The sequence below is a fragment of the Noviherbaspirillum cavernae genome (assembly GCF_003590875.1).
GTDB classification, from domain to species: domain Bacteria; phylum Pseudomonadota; class Gammaproteobacteria; order Burkholderiales; family Burkholderiaceae_D; genus Noviherbaspirillum; species Noviherbaspirillum cavernae.
Map to the genome: position 1 here is coordinate 2,317,598 of NZ_QYUN01000002.1, position 21,555 is coordinate 2,339,152.

The 21,555-nt window shown below is 59.3% G+C and carries 22 protein-coding genes and 1 riboswitch; of the genes, 11 read left to right on the plus strand and 11 right to left on the minus strand.

All coding sequences use genetic code 11. The features are described 5' to 3' along the window. Positions 1-3 precede the first annotated feature (3 nt). Positions 4-1,329 carry an efflux RND transporter periplasmic adaptor subunit gene (locus D3870_RS10775; protein ID WP_119738992.1) on the minus strand — a complete coding sequence of 442 codons (1,326 nt, stop codon included), beginning with the start codon at positions 1,327-1,329 and terminating at the stop codon, positions 4-6. Between the two features lie 634 nt (positions 1,330-1,963). Here D3870_RS10775 and D3870_RS10780 point away from each other — a divergent pair. The 3 genes from D3870_RS10780 to D3870_RS10790 all read left to right on the plus strand — a co-directional run bounded on the left by D3870_RS10780 (position 1,964) and on the right by D3870_RS10790 (position 5,939). Then, positions 1,964-4,066 carry a DUF3141 domain-containing protein gene (locus D3870_RS10780; RefSeq protein WP_158590428.1) on the plus strand — a complete coding sequence of 701 codons (2,103 nt, stop codon included), beginning with the start codon at positions 1,964-1,966 and terminating at the stop codon, positions 4,064-4,066. 37 nt (positions 4,067-4,103) lie between these two features. Beyond that, positions 4,104-4,889, plus strand: a complete 786-nt coding sequence (fabI, locus tag D3870_RS10785; RefSeq protein WP_119738996.1) for an enoyl-ACP reductase FabI — start codon at positions 4,104-4,106, stop codon at positions 4,887-4,889. Positions 4,890-5,051: 162 nt separating this feature from the next. After that, positions 5,052-5,939 carry a bile acid:sodium symporter family protein gene (locus D3870_RS10790; RefSeq protein WP_119738998.1) on the plus strand — a complete coding sequence of 296 codons (888 nt, stop codon included), beginning with the start codon at positions 5,052-5,054 and terminating at the stop codon, positions 5,937-5,939. 6 nt (positions 5,940-5,945) lie between these two features. Here the strand turns inward: D3870_RS10790 and D3870_RS10795 are convergent, their stop codons facing one another. Together D3870_RS10795 and D3870_RS10800 are read right to left on the minus strand one after the other, a co-directional pair. Beyond that, a complete protein-coding gene (locus D3870_RS10795; protein ID WP_158590429.1) occupies positions 5,946-6,881 on the minus strand; it encodes a DUF2279 domain-containing protein in 936 nt (311 codons plus the stop codon). A 269-nt stretch (positions 6,882-7,150) separates the two neighbouring features. Next, complete coding sequence (locus D3870_RS10800; protein ID WP_119739001.1) at positions 7,151-7,606, minus strand: CBS domain-containing protein; 456 nt, start codon at positions 7,604-7,606, stop codon at positions 7,151-7,153. A 228-nt stretch (positions 7,607-7,834) separates the two neighbouring features. Here D3870_RS10800 and D3870_RS10805 point away from each other — a divergent pair, with 228 nt between their 5' ends. From D3870_RS10805 to D3870_RS10815, 3 genes are all read left to right on the plus strand, one after another. Next, positions 7,835-8,266 (plus strand): HAD domain-containing protein, encoded by a 432-nt coding sequence (locus D3870_RS10805; RefSeq protein WP_119739003.1) that lies wholly within the window; start codon positions 7,835-7,837, stop codon positions 8,264-8,266. A gap of 134 nt (positions 8,267-8,400) precedes the next feature. Continuing rightward, a complete protein-coding gene (locus D3870_RS10810; RefSeq protein ID WP_119739005.1) occupies positions 8,401-8,907 on the plus strand; it encodes a DUF1993 domain-containing protein in 507 nt (168 codons plus the stop codon). A gap of 33 nt (positions 8,908-8,940) precedes the next feature. After that, positions 8,941-9,360: a quinol oxidase gene (locus D3870_RS10815; RefSeq protein ID WP_119739007.1), complete on the plus strand. Its 420-nt coding sequence runs from the start codon at positions 8,941-8,943 to the stop codon at positions 9,358-9,360. Between the two features lie 62 nt (positions 9,361-9,422). Here D3870_RS10815 and D3870_RS10820 read toward each other — a convergent pair whose 3' ends face one another. Next, positions 9,423-9,974, minus strand: a complete 552-nt coding sequence (locus D3870_RS10820) for a 6,7-dimethyl-8-ribityllumazine synthase (RefSeq protein ID WP_119739008.1) — start codon at positions 9,972-9,974, stop codon at positions 9,423-9,425. An 84-nt stretch (positions 9,975-10,058) separates the two neighbouring features. Next, positions 10,059-10,209: riboswitch (FMN riboswitch) on the minus strand. 249 nt (positions 10,210-10,458) lie between these two features. Between D3870_RS10820 and D3870_RS10825 the strand changes: the two genes are divergently transcribed. Then, a complete protein-coding gene (locus D3870_RS10825) occupies positions 10,459-11,298 on the plus strand; it encodes a universal stress protein (RefSeq protein WP_119739010.1) in 840 nt (279 codons plus the stop codon). Positions 11,299-11,383: 85 nt separating this feature from the next. Here the strand turns inward: D3870_RS10825 and D3870_RS10830 are convergent, their stop codons facing one another. The 3 genes from D3870_RS10830 to D3870_RS10840 form a co-directional block, all read right to left on the minus strand. Continuing rightward, on the minus strand, positions 11,384-12,391 hold the full coding sequence (locus tag D3870_RS10830) for an inorganic phosphate transporter (RefSeq protein WP_119739012.1): 1,008 nt from the start codon (positions 12,389-12,391) through the stop codon (positions 11,384-11,386). A gap of 134 nt (positions 12,392-12,525) precedes the next feature. Further along, a complete protein-coding gene (locus D3870_RS10835; RefSeq protein ID WP_119739014.1) occupies positions 12,526-13,152 on the minus strand; it encodes a DUF47 domain-containing protein in 627 nt (208 codons plus the stop codon). Positions 13,153-13,281: 129 nt separating this feature from the next. After that, the gene (locus D3870_RS10840) at positions 13,282-14,667 is read right to left on the minus strand and encodes a replicative DNA helicase (RefSeq protein WP_119741953.1); all 1,386 of its coding nucleotides are present in this window, start codon (positions 14,665-14,667) and stop codon (positions 13,282-13,284) included. Positions 14,668-14,829: 162 nt separating this feature from the next. Here D3870_RS10840 and D3870_RS10845 point away from each other — a divergent pair, with 162 nt between their 5' ends. Genes D3870_RS10845 through D3870_RS10860 form a run of 4 tightly spaced genes read left to right on the plus strand, consistent with a single transcriptional unit; the run spans position 14,830 to position 19,586 of the window. After that, on the plus strand, positions 14,830-15,273 hold the full coding sequence (locus D3870_RS10845) for a MarR family winged helix-turn-helix transcriptional regulator (protein WP_119739016.1): 444 nt from the start codon (positions 14,830-14,832) through the stop codon (positions 15,271-15,273). A 32-nt stretch (positions 15,274-15,305) separates the two neighbouring features. Beyond that, positions 15,306-16,784, plus strand: coding sequence for an efflux transporter outer membrane subunit (locus D3870_RS10850; protein WP_158590430.1), 1,479 nt, complete (start codon positions 15,306-15,308; stop codon positions 16,782-16,784). 21 nt (positions 16,785-16,805) lie between these two features. Next, on the plus strand, positions 16,806-18,008 hold the full coding sequence (locus D3870_RS10855; protein WP_119739020.1) for an HlyD/EmrA/EmrK family protein: 1,203 nt from the start codon (positions 16,806-16,808) through the stop codon (positions 18,006-18,008). A 9-nt stretch (positions 18,009-18,017) separates the two neighbouring features. Continuing rightward, the gene (locus D3870_RS10860; RefSeq protein ID WP_119739022.1) at positions 18,018-19,586 is read left to right on the plus strand and encodes a DHA2 family efflux MFS transporter permease subunit; all 1,569 of its coding nucleotides are present in this window, start codon (positions 18,018-18,020) and stop codon (positions 19,584-19,586) included. A 479-nt stretch (positions 19,587-20,065) separates the two neighbouring features. Here D3870_RS10860 and rplI read toward each other — a convergent pair whose 3' ends face one another. Genes rplI through rpsF form a run of 4 tightly spaced genes read right to left on the minus strand, consistent with a single transcriptional unit; the run spans position 20,066 to position 21,543 of the window. Then, positions 20,066-20,518, minus strand: a complete 453-nt coding sequence (gene rplI / locus D3870_RS10865; RefSeq protein ID WP_119739024.1) for a 50S ribosomal protein L9 — start codon at positions 20,516-20,518, stop codon at positions 20,066-20,068. A gap of 25 nt (positions 20,519-20,543) precedes the next feature. Beyond that, the gene (rpsR, locus tag D3870_RS10870; protein WP_119739026.1) at positions 20,544-20,828 is read right to left on the minus strand and encodes a 30S ribosomal protein S18; all 285 of its coding nucleotides are present in this window, start codon (positions 20,826-20,828) and stop codon (positions 20,544-20,546) included. Positions 20,829-20,843: 15 nt separating this feature from the next. Further along, positions 20,844-21,146 carry a primosomal replication protein N gene (gene priB / locus D3870_RS10875; protein ID WP_119739027.1) on the minus strand — a complete coding sequence of 101 codons (303 nt, stop codon included), beginning with the start codon at positions 21,144-21,146 and terminating at the stop codon, positions 20,844-20,846. 28 nt (positions 21,147-21,174) lie between these two features. Further along, the gene (gene rpsF, locus D3870_RS10880) at positions 21,175-21,543 is read right to left on the minus strand and encodes a 30S ribosomal protein S6 (protein ID WP_119739029.1); all 369 of its coding nucleotides are present in this window, start codon (positions 21,541-21,543) and stop codon (positions 21,175-21,177) included. Positions 21,544-21,555: the final 12 nt, after the last annotated feature.

Consider the following 21,555-nt stretch of genomic DNA (forward strand, 5'->3'; position numbering starts at 1 on the left):
ACGCTATTTCGGCGCTTGCGGAGACTTGGGAGCTTCCGGAGACCTGGGCGTCTGCGAAGATTCCGCCGGCTGCGCCGACTGCGACGCCTGCCCCGCTTTCCCTGCCTGGCCGGGTTGCACCGCGGGCTGTACCGATTCTTTTGCCTCGGCGCTCACGGCAGGCAACTCCGTCACTTTCAGCGGCATGCCGGCGGCAACCCGGATCGCGCCGTCCACGACGACGCGCTCGCCGGCGCGCAAGCCGTTGCTGATGAACCAGTTGTCGCCCAACCAGTCGCCGACCTCGACCACGCGCTCCTTCGCCTTGCCGTCATTGCCTATCACCCAGACGTAGTGGCTCTTCGCTCCCTGCAACACCGCGCGCTGCGGTACCAGGATGGCATCGGGCCGTACCGCGCCCAGCAGCCTGGCCCGCACGAACTGGCCGGGGCGCAATGCGACCTTGGGATTGGGAAGCACCGTGCGCACCAGGAAGGTTCCGGTTTCCGTGCTGAACGACGGTTCCGTGAAATTGATGCGGCCGCGATCGGGCAGCACCGATCCATCGGACAGGATCACCTCGACCGTGAAATCATTATTCGGCGGAAACTTGATCTGCCCCTTGGCGCGTTGTTCGCGATACTTCAACATCTCGTTTTCGGAGATGCTGAAATTCACCCAGATCGGATCGATCTGCGACACGGAAGTGAGCAGGCTCGATTCGCCGGCGGACACATAACTGCCTTCCTGCACGCGGGCGGCACTGGACAGGCCGGTGAACGGCGAAGATATGGTGGTATATCCCAGGTTGAGGCGCGCGGTGCGGACCTCGCCCTGCGCCGCCAGCACGGCAGCCTCGGCCTGCTTATGGTTGCCGATGGCATCGTCGAGGTCTTTCTGGCTCACCGCATTTTTCTGGGCAAGCGGTCTGATGCGCGCCAGATTGGCCTTCGCCACATCAAGCCGCGCCTGCTGCTGCGCCAGTTGGCCTTGCGCGGACAGAAGCGTGGCCTCGAACGGCTTGCGGTCCATCTGGAACATCGGCTGTCCGCTGCGCACCACCGCACCTTCGGTATAAAGCCGCTTGTCGAGGAAGCCGTCGACGCGTGCGCGTATCTGCACTTCTCGCGAGCTTTGCGTCTGCGCGGTGAATTCAAAGCTGACCGGCGTATCCTTCGGCGCAATCGTGACCGCGGTGACTTCCACAGGGCCGGGCGGCGGCGGAGCGGCTTGCTTGTTGCAAGCGGGAAGCAGGGCAATGGCGGCACAGATGCATGCCAGCCGCGGCAGTATCCGCCTCGACCACAAGCGCGGCAATGCAAATGTCGGCGGGAAGGAAGGAAGCATCATGGAAGACACTCCGATGTCAAAGTCGGACTACACCATCGCCATTCATTCCGTAATGCATTCAAGTGAATTGCAGGAACGCCGTGACCGCAATCATTGATTGTTTCATGCCGGTCCCCGGCAGGTTTGAGCACGCGCAGTATTCATGCGCGAACCGCGTGCCGCAGACGTGAAACGACGATACCTGTATTCGGATTGAACGGAAAGTTGGACCTTGGTCCAATAGCCTGCGTGGATTGATCGTTCCGGTTTTCTGCATGGCATGGCTTGCAAGGGCATTTGCAGAAAGGAATTTCGCCAGCCGGCTGCAACTGCCTTGGGCAAAGAACGTCAAATGCACTTGCCGCCCGGTCGCAATTGCCGTGCTTCACCACTTCCAATCGTTTCGCCCGCGCAAATTCATCGGCACGCATGTCGAACAACCGGCGACCGCTACCCATGCCCAGGAGGAATCTCAATGAGAACATCGAAACACAAACGCTCCCATCTTTCCGTACTGCCCGGCAAGCAGAGTACGCCCGACGCTCGCCCATCGATGCAATCCACAACAGTGACCCAAACTCCGCCAACTCCGTCAGTTCCGACAAACTGGCCTAATCTTTTTCGTATCGGACAATCCGATGCTTTCAATCACGCCTTGCCGATCGATTCCCTCTTCGCCCCTCGACAGCAAGGATGGGAATACGCCACCGATTTCTGGCAGCGCGCCATCCTGTTCTGGGATGTGTTGCGTCAGCGGGGCGACGACTATATTGCGAACAACGCAGCCGGCGCACCGCCGCCGCTCGCCTTTGAATACGACATGCTGGTTGATGGCAGGACGCTCGCACGGCCGACCAATTATCGTCTGTTGAAAATCATTCCACCCGACGGCGTGCACACTGACGACGACAAGCGTCCCTATCTCATCATCGATCCTCGTGCCGGCCACGGTGCGGGGATCGGCGGTTTCAAGCAGGATTCGCAGGTCGGGGTCGCCCTGCGCGACGGTTATCCCGTCTATTTCGTCGTGTTCACTCCCGAACCGGTACCCGGACAAACGCTGCGAGACGTTGCGGCGGCTGAACTGCACTTCCTGCGCGAGATCGCACGCCGTCATCCTCGCAGCAAGAAGACCTGCATCATCGGCAACTGCCAGGCAGGCTGGGCGGTCATGGCGCTCGCTGCATGCGAGCCGGAACTGACAGGTCCACTGTTGCTCAACGGCGCACCGCTCTCCTACTGGGCCGGCACGAACGGCAAAAACCCGATGCGCTACACCGGCGGCATGGTCGGCGGATCATGGCCCGCCTATCTGATGAGCGACCTTGGCAACGGCAAGTTCGATGGTGCCGCGCTGGTGCAGAACTTCGAAAACCTCAATCCCGCGAATACATTCTGGGAAAAGTATTACCACCTGTTCACGAACATCGATACCGAAGCACCACGCTTCCTGGAATTCGAGAAATGGTGGGGCGGTTATGCGCTGCTGACGCGCGAGGAAATGCGCTCCATTGTCGACAACCTGTTCATCGGCAACAAGCTGTCCCATGGCCGGATTCAACTGGGAAACGAAATTCTTGACTTGCACAACGTCAACGCGCCCGTCGTAGTGTTCTGCTCCGACGGCGACAACATCACGCCGCCGCAACAGGCACTCAACTGGATCGCCGACATTTACAAGGACACACGCGAGATCAAGGCCGGCGGCAAGACCATTGTCTACCTCGTGCACGAAACCATCGGCCATCTCGGGATCTTCGTATCGGGCGCGGTGGCGCGCAGAGAGTACGCGGAGATCTTCGACACGCTCGAATACATCGAAGGCTTGCCGCCCGGTCTGTACGAATTGATCATCGACGAACGCGACCCGCAGGGAAAAGAACACTACAAGGTCAGATTCGAAGAGCGCGAGATCGCCGATATCCTGTCCCGTGACGACGGGCGTGAAGACGAGCACCCCTTCCGCGTGGTCAAGGGTCTGTCCGAAATCAACGGCAAGCTGTACGACCTCTACGCCGCGCCGCTGGTCCGCATGATGAGCAACGAACCCATCGCCCGCGCGCAGCGGCAACTGCAGCCGCTGCGTATGCAGCATTACCTGTGGAGTTCGCGCAATCCCTTCCTTGCGTGGCTGCCTCCAGTCGCCGATGCGGTGCGCAAGAACCGCAAACCCGTGAACGAAGACAATCCGTTGTTGAAGGTGCAAACGGATTTCTCCCATGTCGTGGAGCGCAATCTCGACAGTTATCGGGACATGCGCGATGCAGCTGTCGAGCTGACGTTCAAGGGCATCTATGGCTGGCTTGACGTGCTGGGTGTCGGCGACCGTCTCGCCGATCCCGTCCGGGAGCAGGATGACGACGTCGAACAGACCGCAGCCCTGCTGGCGCGCATCAGCGAAGGCGGGGTGAAGGAAGCCGTCGTACGAATGATGCTCCTCGTACTGCATGCAAACGGCGTGATCCGTCGCGAAGGACTCGCAAGAGCCTATCGCATCGTCGCCAATGAAGAACCGTTCGCGGCGCTGGACAAGGATGCGCTGCTGACGACGATCCGCATCCAGAGCGGTATCGTCGCCTATGCGCCGGAGCGCGCGATCGAAGCCCTGCCGCAGCTGCTGCCCGGCGAAGCCGATCGCATGCGCGCGTTGGAACTGATGAAAAGACTGCTTCCGGAAGACGGGCTCAAAGACGACCGTCGAAAAGCGATGATGACGAGATTGGAACAGACCCTCGGCATCAGCGCAGTGCAATCGTAAATGCCGCTGCTGTCAATCATCGGAAAGGGTCACGCCAATGGATCATCCTCTTCTCCAATCCGACGCCCTCAAGGGAAAATGCGGCTTGATCGTCGGCATCGCCAACGACAGCTCCATCGCCTGGGGCGTCGCCCGCGCCTGCAAGGCGCTCGGTGCCGAGCTGGCACTGACCTATCTCAACGACAAAGCCAGACCCCATGTCCAACCGCTCGCCGAGCAACTGGATGCGCGACTCTTCCTGCCGCTCGACGTGCGCGATGATGCGCAGATGCATGCCGTGTTCGACGCCATCCGCGCGCAATGGGGCAGGCTCGACTTTCTGCTGCATTCGATTGCCTTCGCGCCGAAGGACGACCTGCAATGCCACGTGCTCGACACCTCGGCGCAGGGTTTTTCGACCGCGATGGATATTTCCTGCCATTCCTTCATCCGCATGGCACGGCTGGCCGAACCGTTGATGAAGGACGGCGGCGCAATGGCGGCGATGAGCTATTACGGCGCGCAAAAGGTCGTTCCCAACTACAACATCATGGGCCCGGTCAAGGCCGCTCTGGAGGCGTCCGTACGATATCTGGCGTATGAATTGGGGCCGAAGAAGATCCGTGTCCACGCCGTCTCGCCCGGCCCGCTCAGTACGCGTGCCGCGTCCGGAATCAAGGATTTCGACCAGTTGTTGAGCGATGCTGCCACGCGCGCTCCGGCGCATGAACTGGTGGACATCGACGACGTCGGTGTCGCAACCGCTTTTCTGATGAGCGATTTTGCGCGACTGATCACCGGCGGCACCATCTACATCGACGGCGGCTACAACATCGTCGCTTGATCAATCGATGGCAGGGGATTCCATGACTGTTAGACCAAGGTCCAATACGCGATCCTGTCTGGTCCAACTATCATCCCGGTAAACCGAGTCGCCATTGCCGACACCGGCGATCGCTCCGTTTCCGTACCGGTCAACCAGGTGTGCTGCCGGAAAGGCATCCTCATGGAATCTGCGCAACATCTGATCATGCTTGCATTGCAAGCAAGCATCTTCCTCATCGTGCTGGTCATCGGCCTCGGCGCGACGATGAACGATGCGACATATGTGTTGAAGCGTCCGGGCCTGCTGATCCGGTCGGTTCTTTCCATCAATGTCATCGTGCCGCTGTTTGCGGTGTTGCTCGCCTTGGCATTGCCGTTGTCACACGTGGCGAAGGCCGGGATCTTGCTGATGGCGATTTCACCTTTCCCGCCGTTCATCCCTGCATCGGAACTGAAGGCCGGCGGAAGGCAATCCTATGTCTATGGATTGCTGGTGGCGATTTCACTGCTGGCGATCGTGATCGTCCCTCTCACTGTTGCACTGCTGAACGTGATTGTTCCGGCCGCCATTTCGATATCACCCGCCGCAGTCGCCAAACTGGTGTTCACGTCACTGTTCTTGCCCATGGGCATAGGGATGGCGATACACAGATTCGCCCCGGCATTCTCCGAACGTGCGGCACCGATCATCTCAAAGATCGCCAACATCATCCTGATCGTCGCCATCATTCCGGTACTGATTGCCGTTTGGCCGGAAATGCACAAACTCATCGGCAACGGCACGGTCCTCGCGATTGCCGCCGTCAACCTGGTGGGTCTGCTGGCAGGCCATCTGCTCGGCGGCCCGGATCCCAGGGACCGGACAGTCCTCGCGATATCCAGCGCCTCCCGGCATCCGGTCATCGCACTGACAATCGCAACGGCAATCAACGCGGAACCGCAGGTCAAGGCCGCAATCCTGCTGTTCGTGATTGTGGGATTGCTGGTCTCCGCCCCCTATCAAAAATGGCGCAAGCGCGCCCATCCGGATTCGCCTGCGAATGCAAACGCTCCGGTGAAAGCGGAATGAGTTTGTTCAGTCGAACGATGATGAGAGGTAACCAGCCGCGTTGATTCGGGAATTCCGCTGCAAGGCTTCAATTGGAAGAAAGTTTATGCTTTGAAAGCACGGTGGTGCCTGGCAGTTGCACGAACTCCAGGAAAGTATTGGTGACACGTTGCGTCCGGCTTTGCCCGCCCGAGCCCTTGAATACGGTTGCGTCGAGCAGTTCGGATAGGTTGAGCGAGATACCCACATATACATTGCGCGCCCGATCCGGATTGGTGTTCGCAATAAAAGGATCGCCGGAAAATCCACGTGTGCCATATCCGACGGCAAATTCGAGATAGCGCAGAACGGAATGCTGCCGCAATGAAGGAAGCCGCTTGCCTTAAGAACCAGCAGATAGGTTTGCCCGGAATAATCGCTGACCGGGTCGAAGCTGCCGTTCGAGGGTCTATAGAGAAGACGGAAATCAAGCACCTGGTCAAGCGTGGGATTCTTTTCCATCAGGATCGCCGCACCTGTCCCGATGACGTTCATGATGGCATCTTCCTTGCTGAAGTACCAATTCCTTGAATATCCATCCAACACTTCAATTGCGGTATAGATCCCCAGATTCGTCCATGCCGCCAGCGCGAGCGCGCGCTCCCGGCTGTTCCCTGCCCACTCGAATGCACGGGCGAACAGGCGCGTGCCGGCATAGTTCGCGTAGACATGGCCAAGCTTGTCGGCGCCGCCGCTATAGGTATTCTGGCCAAACCAGCCTTCCGTCTGTCTAGTGAACTTGCCGTTGAACCCCTGAACCCACCATTGATTTCTTCCGTATAAGCCAATAGCCAATGCGCTGCCGGCGGTGATGGCGAAATTGCGACGCGATAACTGTCTATCGTCAAGTTGATGAAATCGATCATGTTCGCTGATTCGCGTTACCGATTCCGCCGAAGTCTGTGCAACAACGGTCTGAGACAATGCTTGGTCCGACGGCAGTTCCACCGCATCCGCGAAGGAAACGAAAAGCGACGCCCCAAAGAAAATGCTCCAACATGCATTTGACCTGCCTGGAGCCGGAAGGAATGATCTGCGAACTGACCTCATGCGCCACTCACGGTCAAGTGAGCAAGGCGCTGATTGAAAAGCTTACTCCATGCCAATGGAGAAATATTTTGTTGAGTGTGATCACGATCATGGGCATCTCAAGAGTGCTTGAAGTTTCATCGTTTTCCGCCGGCGGCGACGCCTTACGGCGACTTTCGCAACTGCCCTTCCCTTATCGGCTGTTCGACAATCGCGCCCGTCATTAGCGACAGCTCCATCACCAGCAGGTTGATGACGTCGTCTGCAGTGACGATCCCGTACAGCGTGCCGGCATCCGTCACCACCGGCATCCGGCGTATCTTGTGCTGCCGCATGAGGCGCAAGGTTTCGATGAAGCCCTCACCCTCGCGCACGGTGATGATCGGCGTGCTCATGATGTCCCCGGCGGTAAAGACGTTCGTGTCCAGTTGCAGCGCGGTAGTCTCGATCACGATATCGCGGTCGGTCACGATGCCGAGCGGCACGCGATCGCCGTTCCTGTTTTCGACGACGATCACATCGCCCACGTGGTACTTTCGCATCAGCGCGGCCACTTCCGGGATGGTGGCATCCACCCCGCAGCAGACGACGCCGATGTTGCTGCATTCACTGATCGACATGATGATTCTCCTGACAGGTGATGCATCTTCAGCTGCGCGAAAGCGCGCGGGAATTCGTGCATTGAACCTTGCCCTGCACCAGGCAGCAGCGCTCCCTGAACAACGCACTAAAATCATTTTAGGCAGGCAAGGACACGCAAGGCTGATATGTGTCAATTACTCAAGTCTTGCAGGTGCCTGCGCGATAGTGCCGAGGCAACTACTCCCCATTGAATACGGTCCACCTCGATGATTCTCTTCCTCGATTTCGACGGCGTATTGCATCCATTCAACCGCGCCACCGGCCCTTTGGTGCTGATCCCCCAATTTGAAAAATTCCTGCGCGACTTTCCCGGTACAGACATCGTGATCTCAAGCGCATGGCGCGAAGCCTACAGCTTGCGCGGACTGCGCTCCTTCTTTTCTCCGGACATTGCCAGGCGCATCATCGACGTCACCCCGCAATTCGATATGTTCGCGGAAGAGTTCGTCAGGGAAGCCGAGATCCGCGCATGGCTGCACGCCGCCGGCCGCGAAGAAGAACCCTGGCTGGCGATGGACGACATGCCCTCGCTCTTCTCGCCGGATTGCTGCAATCTCGTGCTGGTGGATCCCGATACCGGATTCGATCACGTCACGGAGCAGGAATTGCGCAAGCGCCTTCTCGAATCGGCCCGATGAGCACCACCGGTCATTTTTCTGCCTCAAGTCCGACTGCAAGCGCGCCATGGCCACCCTTTGGCCTGCGATTCAATACAATGAAACAAACTCTCGCCAAAACTCTCGCCATTCACTCACATTGAGGAGATTTCAGCATGTCCCTATCCATGTACACGGCATCCGTCCCCATCCTCGTCCGCATGTTGGACAACCTCGATGGCATTCTCGACAAGGCGGTCGCCCATGCGGAGGCGAACAAGATCGATCCGGCAGTCCTGATCAACAGCCGTCTCTATCCCGACATGCTGCCGCTGGCGAGCCAGATCCGCATCGCGTCCGATACCGCCAAGGGATGCGCGGCCCGTCTTGCAGACATGAAGCCGCCACGCTACGAAGATAACGAAGCGAGCTTTCCGGAACTCAAGGAACGCATCCGCAAGACCATCGACTATCTCAACACCTTCCGTCCGGAACAGATCGACGGATCCGAGCAACGGACGATCACCTTGCAGCTTCGGGGAAATGCCGTATCGATGCCCGGCCAGCAATACCTGCACAACTTCGTCTATGCCAACTTCTATTTTCATGTGGCCACGGCTTACGCGATTCTTCGACACAACGGGGTAGAGCTCGGCAAGAACGATTTTCTGGGCGCCTTGTAAGCCCTTCCAGACAGCCTTCGCCGAGCCGCGACAATGAAAAAGTCCTTGCCGATTCTCGCCATCAGCCTGTACGCAGGCCTGTGCGGGTCCTTGCGCGCCGACGCCGATGCACTGCCGGAAATGATCGAGGCTCGCGTGGACAGCGATGGCGTGCAGCGCGTGCGCATCGTCGGCGGCGAATATTTTTTCAAGCCGCAACACGTGATCGTCAAGTCAGGCATCCCCGTGGAACTTTTTGTCGCAAAGAGTCCGGGCATCGTCCCGCACACATTTGTGATCGATGCGCCGCAAGCCGGCATCGCGGTCGATGAGGAACTGGGCGGCGAGCCCCGCAGGATCGCCTTCACGCCCACCACCGCCGGCAACTATCCCTACTACTGCCGAAGCCGCCTGCTGCTGTTCAAGAACCACCGGGAAAGAGGAATGGAAGGCGTGCTGCAGGTGGTCCCGTAGCGCGATGCGAAAGCGGCGGCAATCGGCGCGGTCGTCTGCGCTACGGGCATCGCATTCCCGGCCTAAACCAGGACCGGCCTCGCCTCCGCATTCGCGGCAGGCTCAACGGCGTTGACGGCATCGCCTCGCGCAGGATTTCCGGCCATGCGTTTCAACTGCCGCACCTTTGCCAGCGTATCGGCGCACGCTGTTGCGGCTTCCGCGCCCTTCACCACGAAATGCTCAAGGAAGAATTGCTGATGCTCCGCATGGGAATGAAAATGATGCGGCGTGAGCACGGCCGAAATCACCGGCACCTCCGTTTCCAGTTGCACCTGCATGAGCGCCGTGATGACGGCTTGCGCGACGAATTCATGGCGATAGATGCCGCCATCCACTACCAGTCCTGCGGCGACAACGGCAGCATACTTTCCCGTCTTCGCCAACAGCTTCGCGTGCAGCGGAATTTCGAAAGCGCCCGTCACTTCGAAGAAGTCGATATCCGCCTCCGAAAAGCCGCGCTTCCCCATTTCGGCCAGAAATGAAAGGCGGCACCGATCGACGATCTCGCGATGCCAGCCCGACTGGACGAAGGCAATGCGCGCCGGCGAGATACCTGTTTGAGAGTAAGTCATTCTTGTTGCTCCTATTTGTCGAAAAGATAAATAGGGCGCACGGGACTGCGATGGCACACGTCTGGCGTGGCCATGCAAAGGGAATCCCGTCCTCTTTCATCCGGACTATACCGTCGGCCCCGGGATCGCACCGGGTCTGCTGACCTTGCCGTTGTGAACAGCAAGCGCTCGCGGGCTATGCGCCTTTCACGCAATTACCGCCGGTGGGGAGTTTCACCCCGCCCTGAGAACGTTGCGGCCAAGATAGCTGCCGCGGCTGTCATCTTACCGGAGGATGCGAAAAATCGCCGGTGACGAAATGCCGAGTCGCGATGCATCGCCTTGATTGCCGCGAATCAAATCCTGACAACTGTTTCAGATCACACATCTTGCATATCGCTGGATAAAGCGGGTGCGGCTGTCTATCCTGATAGTGTGCAGTGACTGGATGCTGTTGAATGCGACTGTTTCTTCGTGATGTTGATTCCGCGAGAGGAGCGACAACATGTCTTACAAAACCATTCTCGTGCAGGTGGATGAATCCAGGCATGCCGATGCGCGCATCGAGATTGCGTCGGCCATCGCGGCAGCCGAAAATGCGCATCTCATCGGCGCAGCGATGACAGGCGTGTCGAAGTTTATCTACGAAACCATGGCGACCAGTCCGACCGACCCCGGCATCACGCCATTCATCGAGACCTTGCGGCAGCGTGCGGAAGCGACACTGGAAAAGTTCGAGCGCATCGCACAGCGCTCCAATGTCATGTCCGTCGAAAAGCGGCTGATCGATGACGAAGCGGTCGGCGGCATCAGCATGCAGGCACGCTATTGCGACCTGCTCGTCCTGGGGCAGCCGGATCGTGAAGAGCCGGCCGCGATTGCACCGTCCGACCTGCCGGAATCCGTGGTGATGCATTCAGGCTGTCCGGCACTGGTGGTCCCCTACGCGACACCGGCCCGGGCCGTGGGCAACAAGGTGCTGATCGCGTGGAATGCGAGCGCGGAATCGAGGCGGGCAGTCGTGTGCGCATTGCCATTCCTCAAGCGCGCTGCGGTCGTCCACGCGGCGATATTCAATGCCGAATCCCAACTGCAAGGCCTGGACGAACAGCCCGGAAGCAGCCTGTCGCATTTTCTCGGACGTCACGGCGTGGACGTCGAGGTGAAGGTAGAGACGACCAAGACCGACATCGGCAATGCGCTGCTGTCGCTTGCCGCCACGCTCGATTCGGATTTGATGGTGATGGGGTGCTACGGCCACTCGCGCTTCAGGGAAGTGCTGGTGGGTGGTGCCACGCGCACCATCCTTGAATCGATGACACTGCCGATTCTGATGGCGCATTGAATTGCCGAAGGCAAGTCGCCAAAAGACAAGGCGCGCAGTTGAACTTCATCAACTGCGCGCCTTTTTCATGTTCGCTGTCTGGCAGCTACAGGATTTTCGTGCCGATCCACCATGCAATCGCGGCGACGAATGCCGATGCCGGGATGGTCAGCACCCATGCCCACACAATGTTGCCCGCAATGCCCCAACGCACCGCCGACATCTTCCGCGACGAGCCGACGCCGACGATCGCGCCGGTGATCGTGTGCGTGGTGGAAACCGGGATGCCGAGCGCGGTCGCGAGGAACAGCGTGATCGCGCCGCCCGTCTCCGCGCAGAAGCCGCCAACCGGCTTGAGCTTGGTGATCTTCTGCCCCATCGTCTTGACGATGCGCCAGCCGCCGAACAAGGTGCCCAGCCCGATCGCCGCATAGCAACTGATGATGACCCACCACGGCAGATGCTCTTCCGCCGTCGAATGACCCGCCGCAATCAGCAGCATCCAGATGATGCCCATCGTCTTCTGCGCATCGTTGCCGCCGTGTCCGAGGCTGTACATCGAGGCAGACACCAGCTGCATGCGGCGGAACCACTTGTCGACCCGCCGCGGCGTGGAGCGGATGAATATCCACGACACCAATACCATCATGATGGAGCCGAACACGAACCCGAGCAGCGGTGACAGAATGATGAACGAGATGGTCTTGATCAGGCCGCTGGAAATCAGCGATCCGGTACCTGCCTTGGCAACCGCGGCCCCGACCAGGCCGCCGATCAGCGCGTGCGACGAGGAGGATGGAATACCGTAATACCAGGTCACCACGTTCCAGAAAATTGCGCCGACCAATGCGCCGAACACCACATAGTGATCGACCACCGAGGGTTCGATGGTGCCTTTGCCGACGGTTGTGGCGACTTTCAGCTGGAAGAAGAAAATCGCGACGACGTTGAAGAAGGCCGCCATCGCCACCGCCGTCTGGGGCCGCAGCACGCCGGTCGATACCACGGTCGCAATCGCATTCGCGGCGTCATGGAAGCCGTTCATGAAATCGAACAGCAGGGCCAGCGCAATCAGGAGCGCAAGGACATAAATGCTTATCTGCAGGGTTTGCATGAGTGTTATTGGTTTGGTATCAATTCAAGATACGGCAAGAAATGCGCACACTACGCGAATCGCGCAGCCGGCCTGTCGACGATTCATGCGAACAGGCTGCCGCTGCTGCCGGGAGTCAGGTGCGTTGTCCGGCCTTATGCATTTTCCACGATGATGCCTTCGATGATGTTGGCCACATCCTCGCAGCGGTCAGTCACCGTTTCCAGAATTTCGTAGATCGCCTTCAGCTTGATCAGGTTGCGCACGTCCGGCTCGTCGCGGAACAGCTTGGACATGGCCGCGCGCATGACGTGATCCGCGTCCGATTCCAGACGGTCGATTTCCTCGCAGATCGCGAGGATCTGGCTTGAATTGTCCATGTTGTGCAGCAAGCCGACCGCCGCCCTCACCTTCTCCGTGCATCCAAGGCACAACTCCGCCAACCGCTTGGCTTCCGGCGTGATCGCCTTGATGTCGTACAGCGAAATGGTCTGCGCCGCATCTTCGAGCAGATCGAGGATGTCATCCATGCGCGTGATCAGCTGGTGGATATCATCGCGGTCGAGCGGCGTGATGAACGTCTTGTGCAGCATATCCAGCGTGTTATACGTCACCTTGTCAGCCTGCTTTTCGATGCTTTCGATCGCATGCACGCGATTTTCCAGATCATCGAAATTCGTCATCAGTGCGACCATCTCCTTTGCGCCCTTGACGCACAGATCGCCGTGCTGAATGAACAGCTCAAAAAACTTGCCCTCGGTGGGCATCAATCGTCCAAACATGATTGGTCTCTCTCAAAGTTAATGCTTCAAATTCCGTTGAATTCCGTTAACGCACAGCAGCCCCGCGCACAAAGCATCATGCACCGCACTGGCAAACATCATGTCTCCCGATGGCGGGTGGCGAAGGCCTTACTCGCCGCCGAAGATCGCCTGGCCACCGGTGAAGTTGTCGAACTTCGTGTATTCGCCGAGGAAGGTCAGGCGCACGGAACCGATCGGGCCGTTACGCTGCTTGCCAATGATGATTTCGGCCGTGCCCTTGTCCGGCGAATCCGGGTTGTACACCTGGTCACGGTAGATGAACAGAATAACGTCGGCATCCTGTTCGATCGCACCCGATTCGCGCAAGTCCGACATGACCGGGCGCTTGTTGGGACGCTGTTCCAGCGAACGGTTCAGCTGCGACAGCGCGATCACGGGGCAATGCAATTCCTTCGCCAGGCCTTTCAGGTTCCGCGAAATTTCCGAGATTTCGGTCGCGCGGTTTTCACCCGAACCATTGCCCGACATCAGCTGCAAGTAGTCGATGATGATGAGGCCCAGTTTGCCGCACTGGCGCGACAGCCGGCGCGCACGGGCGCGCAGTTCGATCGGGCTCAAGGCCGGCGTTTCATCGATGTAGAGTTGTGCCTCGTTCATCTTCTGAATCGCATGCGTCAGGCGCGGCCAGTCTTCATCGTTCAGCTTGCCTACGCGCAGACGGCTTTGATCAAGGCGTCCGACGGAGCCCAGCATACGCATCGCGAGCTGCGTGCCGCCCATTTCCATCGAGAAGACTGCAACCGGCAAGCCGCTCTCGATCGCGACGTTCTCGCCGATATTCAATGAGAAAGCGGTTTTACCCATCGACGGCCGGCCCGCGACGATGACCAGGTCGCCCGGCTGCAAACCGGATGTCATGCGATCGAGGTCGATGAAGCCGGTCGGCACACCGGTGATGTCGTTCTGGTTGTCGCGGCTGTACAGCTCGTCGATGCGTTCGACGACTTGCGTCAGCAGGGGCTGGATCGCCTGGAAGCCTTGCGCGCCACGCGCGCCATCTTCCGCGATGGCGAAGATTTTCGATTCGGCTTCGTCCAGCAGCTGCTTGACTTCCTTGCCCTGCGGATTGAAGGCCTGTCCTGAAATCTCGTCCGAGACCGTGATCAGCTTCCGCAACACGCCGCGGTCGCGCACGATCTCGGCATAGCGGCGGATGTTCGCGGCGGATGGCGTGTTTTGCGCCAGCGCATTCAGATAGGACAAACCGCCCACCTCTTCCGCCTTGCCGGTGCTGGACAGCGCTTCAAACACGGTGATGACGTCGGCCGGCCTGGTGTTGTTGATCAGCTTGACGATGTGCTGAAAGATCACGCGGTGATCGTACCGATAGAAATCGTCTTCGGTGACGAAGTCGGCAATGCGGTCCCAAGCCGCATTGTCCAGCAGCAAGCCCCCCAGTACGGATTGCTCCGCTTCAATCGAGTGAGGCGGGATGCGAAGTGCGTCCAGTTGCGGATCGGTGCGGTTGTTCATGGCGCGCATTATAACCTGCTCACCCAATGCAACAGAATTGGACGGCCGGGAATATTCAGAATGGGTTTTTGGGGTTTTTCTATCCCGCAATTGTATATCACTGACTTGACAATTACTGACTAGACAGTTAAATTTTAAATAATTCCTAGAGACAACACAATCATGTCCGAACCCTACACTTTGAAGAATTATTCGCCTGAACAAAGCATCGGCTTTCTGCTGAAACGTGTCGGCAACCAGCTCATCAGCATGATCGACCGCGCCTTGGCCGAATACGACATGACGCATGCGCAACTCGGCATTTTCCTGAAGCTGCTGCACGGCCCGGCCAATACGGCGGCCGACCTGGCGCGCGAACTGATGGCCGATACCGGTGCCATTACCCGCACGCTAGACCGGCTCGAGGAAAAAGGCTTCGTGCAACGCACCCGCAGCTCCGCCGACCGGCGCGTCGTGCAAGTCGAACTGACAGCAAAAGGCAAGCATCGGGCCGACCAGATGACGCAGGTCGCCATCAATGCGCTGAACCACCATTTGCGCGGATTCTCGCCGGAGGAAATCGCCCAGTTCAAGGGCTTCCTGCTGCGCATGATCGCCAACGCCTGAGCATGCCATTCAATAAAACAATACAGAGAACCATGAGCTCATTCGTCACCAAATGCATGCGCCGCACGGCGTGCTCGCTGCCGACGACCGCTGTCGCGGTGCTGCTTGCAGGATGCGCAAGTTTTCAAGGCATTGTCCCCGCCGCGATACCATCCGCCCCTGTCGCGCTTTCAACGCCAGGCGGCCTCGACCGGACACAGGATGCGTGGCCGCGAGAAGACTGGTGGAGCGTCTATGGCGACCCGCAACTGGACGCGCTGATTCGGCACGCGATCGAGAACAGCCCCAGCCTCGCCACCGCGCGCACCCGCATCGCACGCGCACAGGCCGCGGTTTCCCTGAACCAGGCGGCGACCGCGCCGCAATTGAATGCCACCGCCGAAGCCACGTACGGACGCCAGTCGGAAAACCATATGGTTCCCAGGCCGCCTCTCGGCACCGGCGGCGAATGGGTGAGCCAGGGGCTGGCGGCACTGAACTTCGGCTACGACCTGGATTTCTGGGGCAAGAACGACGCCCTGATCCGCACCGCCGAAGCGCAGGTGAAGGCCGCCGGTTTCGACCGCGATGCGGCGCAACTCGCGCTCGCCACCTCGATTGCCCGCGCCTATGTTCAACTGGCGGCGCATTTCGAACTGCAGGACGTGCTGCTGGCAACGCAGAAACAGCGCGAAGCCATTCGCAAGCTGACCACTCAGCGCGTCGCCAACGGGCTCGATACCCGCGTGGAACTCAAACAGAACGAAACGAATGAAGCCGCGTTGCGGGCGGATCTGACGCAGATCGCAATGCAAATCGACATCACGCGCCTGCAACTCGCGGCGCTGGCGGGTGACATGCCGAATGCTGCGCAACAGATCGGCCGTCCGGCGCTTGGCAGCGCGCCATTCTTCGTCCCGAAGAATCTGCAACTGGACCTGCTGGCGCGCCGCCCGGAACTGGCTGCGCAACGCGCCCGCATTGCCGCCGCGACGGGCGACGCCGATGCCGCCAAGGCGCAGTTTTACCCGAACATCAGCCTGAACGCGCTGGCCGGATTCCAGTCCGTCGGCCTCGACAAGCTGCTGTCGGCGGGCAGCCTGATGAGCAGTTTCGGCCCGGCGATCCATTTGCCGGTATTCGACGGCGGGCGCTTGCGCGCCAACTATGCGATCAAGACGGCGGACCTCGATGGCGCGATCACGCAATATAACCAGTCCATCGTCACGGCAGCACAGGAAGTGGCAGAACAACTGACGCGGGCGGCCTCGCTATCGCGCGAAGAGGATGCGGTGCGCGACGCGCTGGCGTCTGCCGAGGAAGCCCACCGGCTTGCCATGCTGCGCTATCGCGCCGGGCTCTCGCCCTACCTCACCGTGCTGACAGTGGAGACCCAGCTGCTGCTTCAGCGCCGCGCGGCGGTCGATATCAAAGCCAAGCGTCACGACGTGCAAGTCGCACTGGTGCGCACACTCGGCGGCGGCTTCAATGACGCACAGCCTGCGCACACAAGCGGCAAGACACAACACTAAACCCGGATTCATGGAGAAATCATGGCCACAATGACCAATGCCGCTGCCAATACGCACGCCAGCGCCCCGACCCCGATCAAGTCCGCCTCCGGATCGCCGCAACGCAAGAAGATTCTGCTCACGATCGCAGCGCTCTTCATTCTCGCCGGCATCGCATATGGTGTGTACTGGACCGTCGTCGCGCGCTTTTCGGAAGAAACCGAGAACGCCTATGTGCAAGGCAACGTGATCCAGGTAACACCGCAAGTCACCGGCACGGTCGCGAAAATCCATGTCGACGACACGGACGTGGTGAAGGCCGGCCAACGCCTGATCAGCCTCGACATGGCGGATGCCGATGTGGCAGTCGCACAGGCAGAAGCGCAATTGGCGCAAACAGTGCGTGAAGTGCGCACGCTGTACGCTTCGCAGGCGCAAGCCGGTGCCAATCTCGCATTGCGCGAGACGGAACTGGTGCGCGCGCAGGACGACCTCTCCCGGCGCAAAACCCTGATCGGCTCCGGTGCCGTCTCGGGCGAAGAAATCCGCCATGCCGAGATTGCCGTCACGGCAGCCAAAGCCGCCGTCGCCGCCGCGACCGAACAATTGGCATCGGGTCGCGCATTGACCGAAGGCACCACCGTCGCCAGGCATCCCAACGTCCAGCGCGCCGCCGCCCGTCTGCAGGAAGTGATACTGACGCAATCGCGCTCCACCCTCTACGCACCGGTTGGCGGCGAGATCGCCAAGCGCAGCGTGCAGGTCGGACAGCGCATCAATCCCGGCGCACCTCTCATGGCCATCGTGCCGCTCGACCAGGTGTGGGTCGATGCCAACTTCAAGGAATCGCAGTTGCGCGACATGCGCATCGGCCAGCCTGTGACCCTGGTTTCCGATCTGTACGGCAGCAAGGTCGAGTACCACGGCAAGGTCATCGGTCTGGCCGCAGGCACCGGTTCCGCGTTCGCGCTGCTGCCGGCGCAAAACGCCACCGGCAACTGGATCAAGGTCGTGCAGCGCGTACCGGTGCGGATCGCGCTCAATCCCAAGCAACTTGCGGAGCATCCGCTGCGCGTCGGCCTGTCGATGACCGCCAGGGTGGATATGCACGACCAGACTGGTGCCCCCGTCGGCGCTGGTGGAAGCCACGCCGCGACGCTGGCGGCGCACTCTGCCGCCGCCGACGAAAACGATGCAAAGGCAAAGATGCGCATCGACGCCATCATCGCCGCCAACCTGAAATAAGAGATCCGGATGCAAGCCCAAGCCGCAAACGACAGCCACCCGGCGGTGGCGCCGCAAACGCCGGCACCGCTCAAGGGCCCCGCGCTGTTCCTGCTTACCGTCGCGGCGGCCTTGTCGACCTTCATGGAGATCCTGGATATCACGATCGCCAACGTGTCGATACCCACCATCGCAGGCTCGCTCGGCGTCTCGACCAGCCAGGGCACCTGGATCATCAGCGCCTATTCGGTTGCCGCCGCCATCGCGGTGCCGCTGACCGGATGGCTTGCGCGGCGGGTCGGCGAAGTGAAGCTGTTCGTGGTATCGGTGCTCGCGTTCACGCTGATGTCGGCGCTGGCCGCATTCTCGGTCAACCTGCCGATGCTGGTGATATGTCGCCTGCTGCAAGGCCTGGTGTCGGGGCCGATGGTGCCTCTATCGCAGACACTGTTGGTGCGCAATTTTCCGCCCGAGAAGCGCGGCGCGGCTCTGGGTCTATGGGCGATGACCGTCATCCTCGCGCCGATCTGCGGCCCGCTCCTGGGCGGCTATATCAGTGACAACTATCATTGGTCCTGGATTTTCCTGATCAATATCCCGATCGGCTTGTTCGGTGCCATCACGATCTGGACACTGATGCGCAAGCGCGATTCCGTCACCGAAAAGATTCCGCTCGACATCACCGGCCTCGCGCTGATGGTGGTCGGCATCGGCAGCCTGCAATTGATGCTGGAAATCGGCAAGGATCATGACTGGTTCGCCTCACCTTTGATCGTTTCGCTGGGCGTGATCGCCGCAGTCGCGCTCACCTTTTTCATCGCCTGGGTCTTGACCTCGCGCCAGCCCGTCGTCGATCTGCAACTCTTCAAGGACATCAATTTCCGCTATGGCGTGATCCTGCTGTCGGTCGGCTTCATGACATATTTCGGCTCGGTCGTGATCTTCCCCTTGTGGCTGCAAGCGGTGATGGGATACACGTCGGCACAGGCTGGCATGGCGATGGCGCCGGTCGGCATCTTCACGCTGATACTCTCACCGCTGATCGGCAGGAATATCGCCAGCCTGAACCTGCGTGCGCTGGCAACCTTCTCATTCATCGTGATGGGCGGCGTGTCATTGTGGAACAGCCTGCTTTCACTGGAAGTCGGCTTCTGGGATATCGTCAATCCGCGTCTGGTGCAAGGGATAGGAATGGCCTGCTTCTTCATGCCGGTGCAATCCTTGATGCTGTCCAACATCACGCCGGATCGGATGGCAGCAGCATCCGGACTGTCCAATTTTCTGCGCACCCTGGGAGCCGCGATGGGTACCGCAATCAGCATCACCGCGTGGGAACATCTCGCCACCAGTCACCATGCACGCCTTGCCGAAAACATCACGCAGTACTCACCGGCCAGCAACGATTACCTCAATACCCTCCGCGCCAGCGGCCTGTCGATGCAACAGACTTACGCAGTCGTCGAGCGCATGCTCAATGCACAGAGTTACATGCTCGCCACCAACGAATTTTTCGTCTACTGCGGCTTTGCGTTCTTTGCGCTGACGGGACTGGTCTGGCTGACCAAACCGAAGAAAGGTGCGGCTGCATCCGGACATTAGAGCAAGTCCGTTTGCATGAATGGAATAGTCACAGCTTGCACGCGCATTCCGAACGCAAGCGGGATAGTGAATGCAGGCGGCGCGGAAAGAGCCATAAGTTTCGCATGGCATCGCCGCGCAGCTCCTTAACGGTGCGTCCTTGCAGAATGCACCGTAGCTCGCAAATCGGACAGAACTCAGTAAACGAATGAAGCATTGCCATGCAAGGCAATCCTGTCCCGCAGACGCGGCGCATGCCTCGCGAAGCCCCTGCCCCATGCCGTCCGAATCCCCGCCAATTTTTGCAAGCGCACACGTGCCCGCACCGGACGAGCCTGCAACGTTAGCGCCAACTCCCCTGCTGGAGAAACCCTCCCATGCAGGACTCGCCTCGGCTTGCGTGCCGAGCGCCCACTTCACCACGAATGCGAACTTTCGCACGCGCATGAAAAAAGCCGGGCGAACCCGGCTTTTTTCATGCAACTGATTATTACTACTTGTTACGCCTGCTCGCCGAACACCGCAACCGTGACATCCACCACGACGTCCGTATGCAGAGCAACGGAAACAGCGTGATCGCCAACAATCTTCAACGGGCCTTGCGGCATGCGGACCTGGGCCTTCTCAACCGGGAAGCCTTGCTTGGTCAGCGCAACAGCGATATCGAAGTTCGTGACAGAACCGAACAGACGGCCGTCAACACCAGCTTTTTGACCGATCTTCACAGTCTGGCCGCTCAGTTTTTCGCCTTGAGCCTGTGCCGCACCCAGCTTCTCGGCCGCAGCCTTTTCGAGTTCTGCGCGCTTCGCTTCGAATTCGGCCACAGCCGCTGCGGTAGCGCGGCGCGCCTTGCGTTGCGGGATCAGGAAGTTACGGGCGTAACCATCCTTGACCTTCACGACTTCACCAAGATTGCCGAGATTAACGACTTTTTCCAACAGAATGACTTGCATGTTTTTCTCCTATTTCCGCCGTCAATTACGCGTTGTGCAGATCGGTGTACGGCAGCAACGCGAGGTAGCGTGCGCGCTTGATCGCGGTGTCGACTTGACGCTGATAGATTGCCTTGGTGCCGGTCAGGCGTGCCGGCATGATCTTGCCATTTTCCTGAACGAAGTCCTTCAGGGTGTCGATGTCCTTGTAGTCAACCTGCGCAACGTGTGCTGCGGTGAAGCGGCAGAATTTCTTGCGCTTGAACAGCGGATTTTGCTGTTGACGTCTTTGCTTGAGTTTGCTCTTGTCGAATTTTTTACCGAATGCCATTTTTGGCTCCTGTATCTAGTGATCTGGTGAATATGCCTCGAAATCCGTAACGTGGAACACGAGGCTTTTGCTGTTGCGATTCTTGCGTGCCAGGAATCCTGTGAACCAGCATGTCGAACCCAATTCAGCCTGATTGAATCTTCCTGAAATTTCGCCTGCGGCAACCGCAGCGACTTCAAATTCAACCAACCGGGACACACCTGCTTCCACTTGCTCCGAACTGTGCAGCAACTTTGCCGACACGATCGGGATGCCTGCCGGGGTGTAGCGCAACGCGTCGCGCTCGGCAATGCAGGCAACAAACTTCAGCTGATTCACGCTCCTTCGTCGCTAATGCGTCGCAAAATTACGCGGCAGCTGCCTCGGTACGCTGACTCTTGGCGGCATCTTCCTTCTGCACAGCCTTCATCATCGGCGACGGCGCTGTTTCCGCCTTCTTCATCTTCACGGTGAGATGGCGCAAAACGGCATCATTGAACTTGAAGCCGGTTTCGATTTCGGCGAGAGTTTCGCTGTCGCATTCGATATTCAGGCACACATAGTGCGCCTTGGCCAGTTTCTGGATCATGTAAGCCATCTGGCGACGACCCCAGTCTTCGACACGGTGCATATTGCCACCGCGCGCGGTGACGATGCCCTTGTAACGCTCGATCATCGCCGGAACTTGCTCGCTCTGGTCGGGATGCACGATAAACACGATTTCATAATGACGCATGTAATCTCCTTA

What these genes read in the sequence shown, in the direction of transcription:
- D3870_RS10825 (WP_119739010.1), top strand. Translation starts at nt 10,459, where the DNA reads ATGTCTTACAAAACCATTCTCGTGCAGGTGGATGAATCCAGGCATGCC.
- D3870_RS10820 (WP_119739008.1), bottom strand. Translation starts at nt 9,974, where the DNA reads ATGACTTACTCTCAAACAGGTATCTCGCCGGCGCGCATTGCCTTCGTC.
- D3870_RS10835 (WP_119739014.1), bottom strand. Translation starts at nt 13,152, where the DNA reads ATGTTTGGACGATTGATGCCCACCGAGGGCAAGTTTTTTGAGCTGTTC.
- rpsR (WP_119739026.1), bottom strand. Translation starts at nt 20,828, where the DNA reads ATGGCATTCGGTAAAAAATTCGACAAGAGCAAACTCAAGCAAAGACGT.
- D3870_RS10775 (WP_119738992.1), bottom strand. Translation starts at nt 1,329, where the DNA reads ATGATGCTTCCTTCCTTCCCGCCGACATTTGCATTGCCGCGCTTGTGG.
- rplI (WP_119739024.1), bottom strand. Translation starts at nt 20,518, where the DNA reads ATGCAAGTCATTCTGTTGGAAAAAGTCGTTAATCTCGGCAATCTTGGT.
- D3870_RS10805 (WP_119739003.1), top strand. Translation starts at nt 7,835, where the DNA reads ATGATTCTCTTCCTCGATTTCGACGGCGTATTGCATCCATTCAACCGC.
- D3870_RS10845 (WP_119739016.1), top strand. Translation starts at nt 14,830, where the DNA reads ATGTCCGAACCCTACACTTTGAAGAATTATTCGCCTGAACAAAGCATC.
- D3870_RS10810 (WP_119739005.1), top strand. Translation starts at nt 8,401, where the DNA reads ATGTCCCTATCCATGTACACGGCATCCGTCCCCATCCTCGTCCGCATG.
- rpsF (WP_119739029.1), bottom strand. Translation starts at nt 21,543, where the DNA reads ATGCGTCATTATGAAATCGTGTTTATCGTGCATCCCGACCAGAGCGAG.
- D3870_RS10790 (WP_119738998.1), top strand. Translation starts at nt 5,052, where the DNA reads ATGGAATCTGCGCAACATCTGATCATGCTTGCATTGCAAGCAAGCATC.
- D3870_RS10830 (WP_119739012.1), bottom strand. Translation starts at nt 12,391, where the DNA reads ATGCAAACCCTGCAGATAAGCATTTATGTCCTTGCGCTCCTGATTGCG.
- D3870_RS10850 (WP_158590430.1), top strand. Translation starts at nt 15,306, where the DNA reads ATGAGCTCATTCGTCACCAAATGCATGCGCCGCACGGCGTGCTCGCTG.
- D3870_RS10860 (WP_119739022.1), top strand. Translation starts at nt 18,018, where the DNA reads ATGCAAGCCCAAGCCGCAAACGACAGCCACCCGGCGGTGGCGCCGCAA.
- fabI (WP_119738996.1), top strand. Translation starts at nt 4,104, where the DNA reads ATGGATCATCCTCTTCTCCAATCCGACGCCCTCAAGGGAAAATGCGGC.
- D3870_RS10800 (WP_119739001.1), bottom strand. Translation starts at nt 7,606, where the DNA reads ATGTCGATCAGTGAATGCAGCAACATCGGCGTCGTCTGCTGCGGGGTG.
- D3870_RS10855 (WP_119739020.1), top strand. Translation starts at nt 16,806, where the DNA reads ATGGCCACAATGACCAATGCCGCTGCCAATACGCACGCCAGCGCCCCG.
- D3870_RS10840 (WP_119741953.1), bottom strand. Translation starts at nt 14,667, where the DNA reads ATGAACAACCGCACCGATCCGCAACTGGACGCACTTCGCATCCCGCCT.
- D3870_RS10815 (WP_119739007.1), top strand. Translation starts at nt 8,941, where the DNA reads ATGAAAAAGTCCTTGCCGATTCTCGCCATCAGCCTGTACGCAGGCCTG.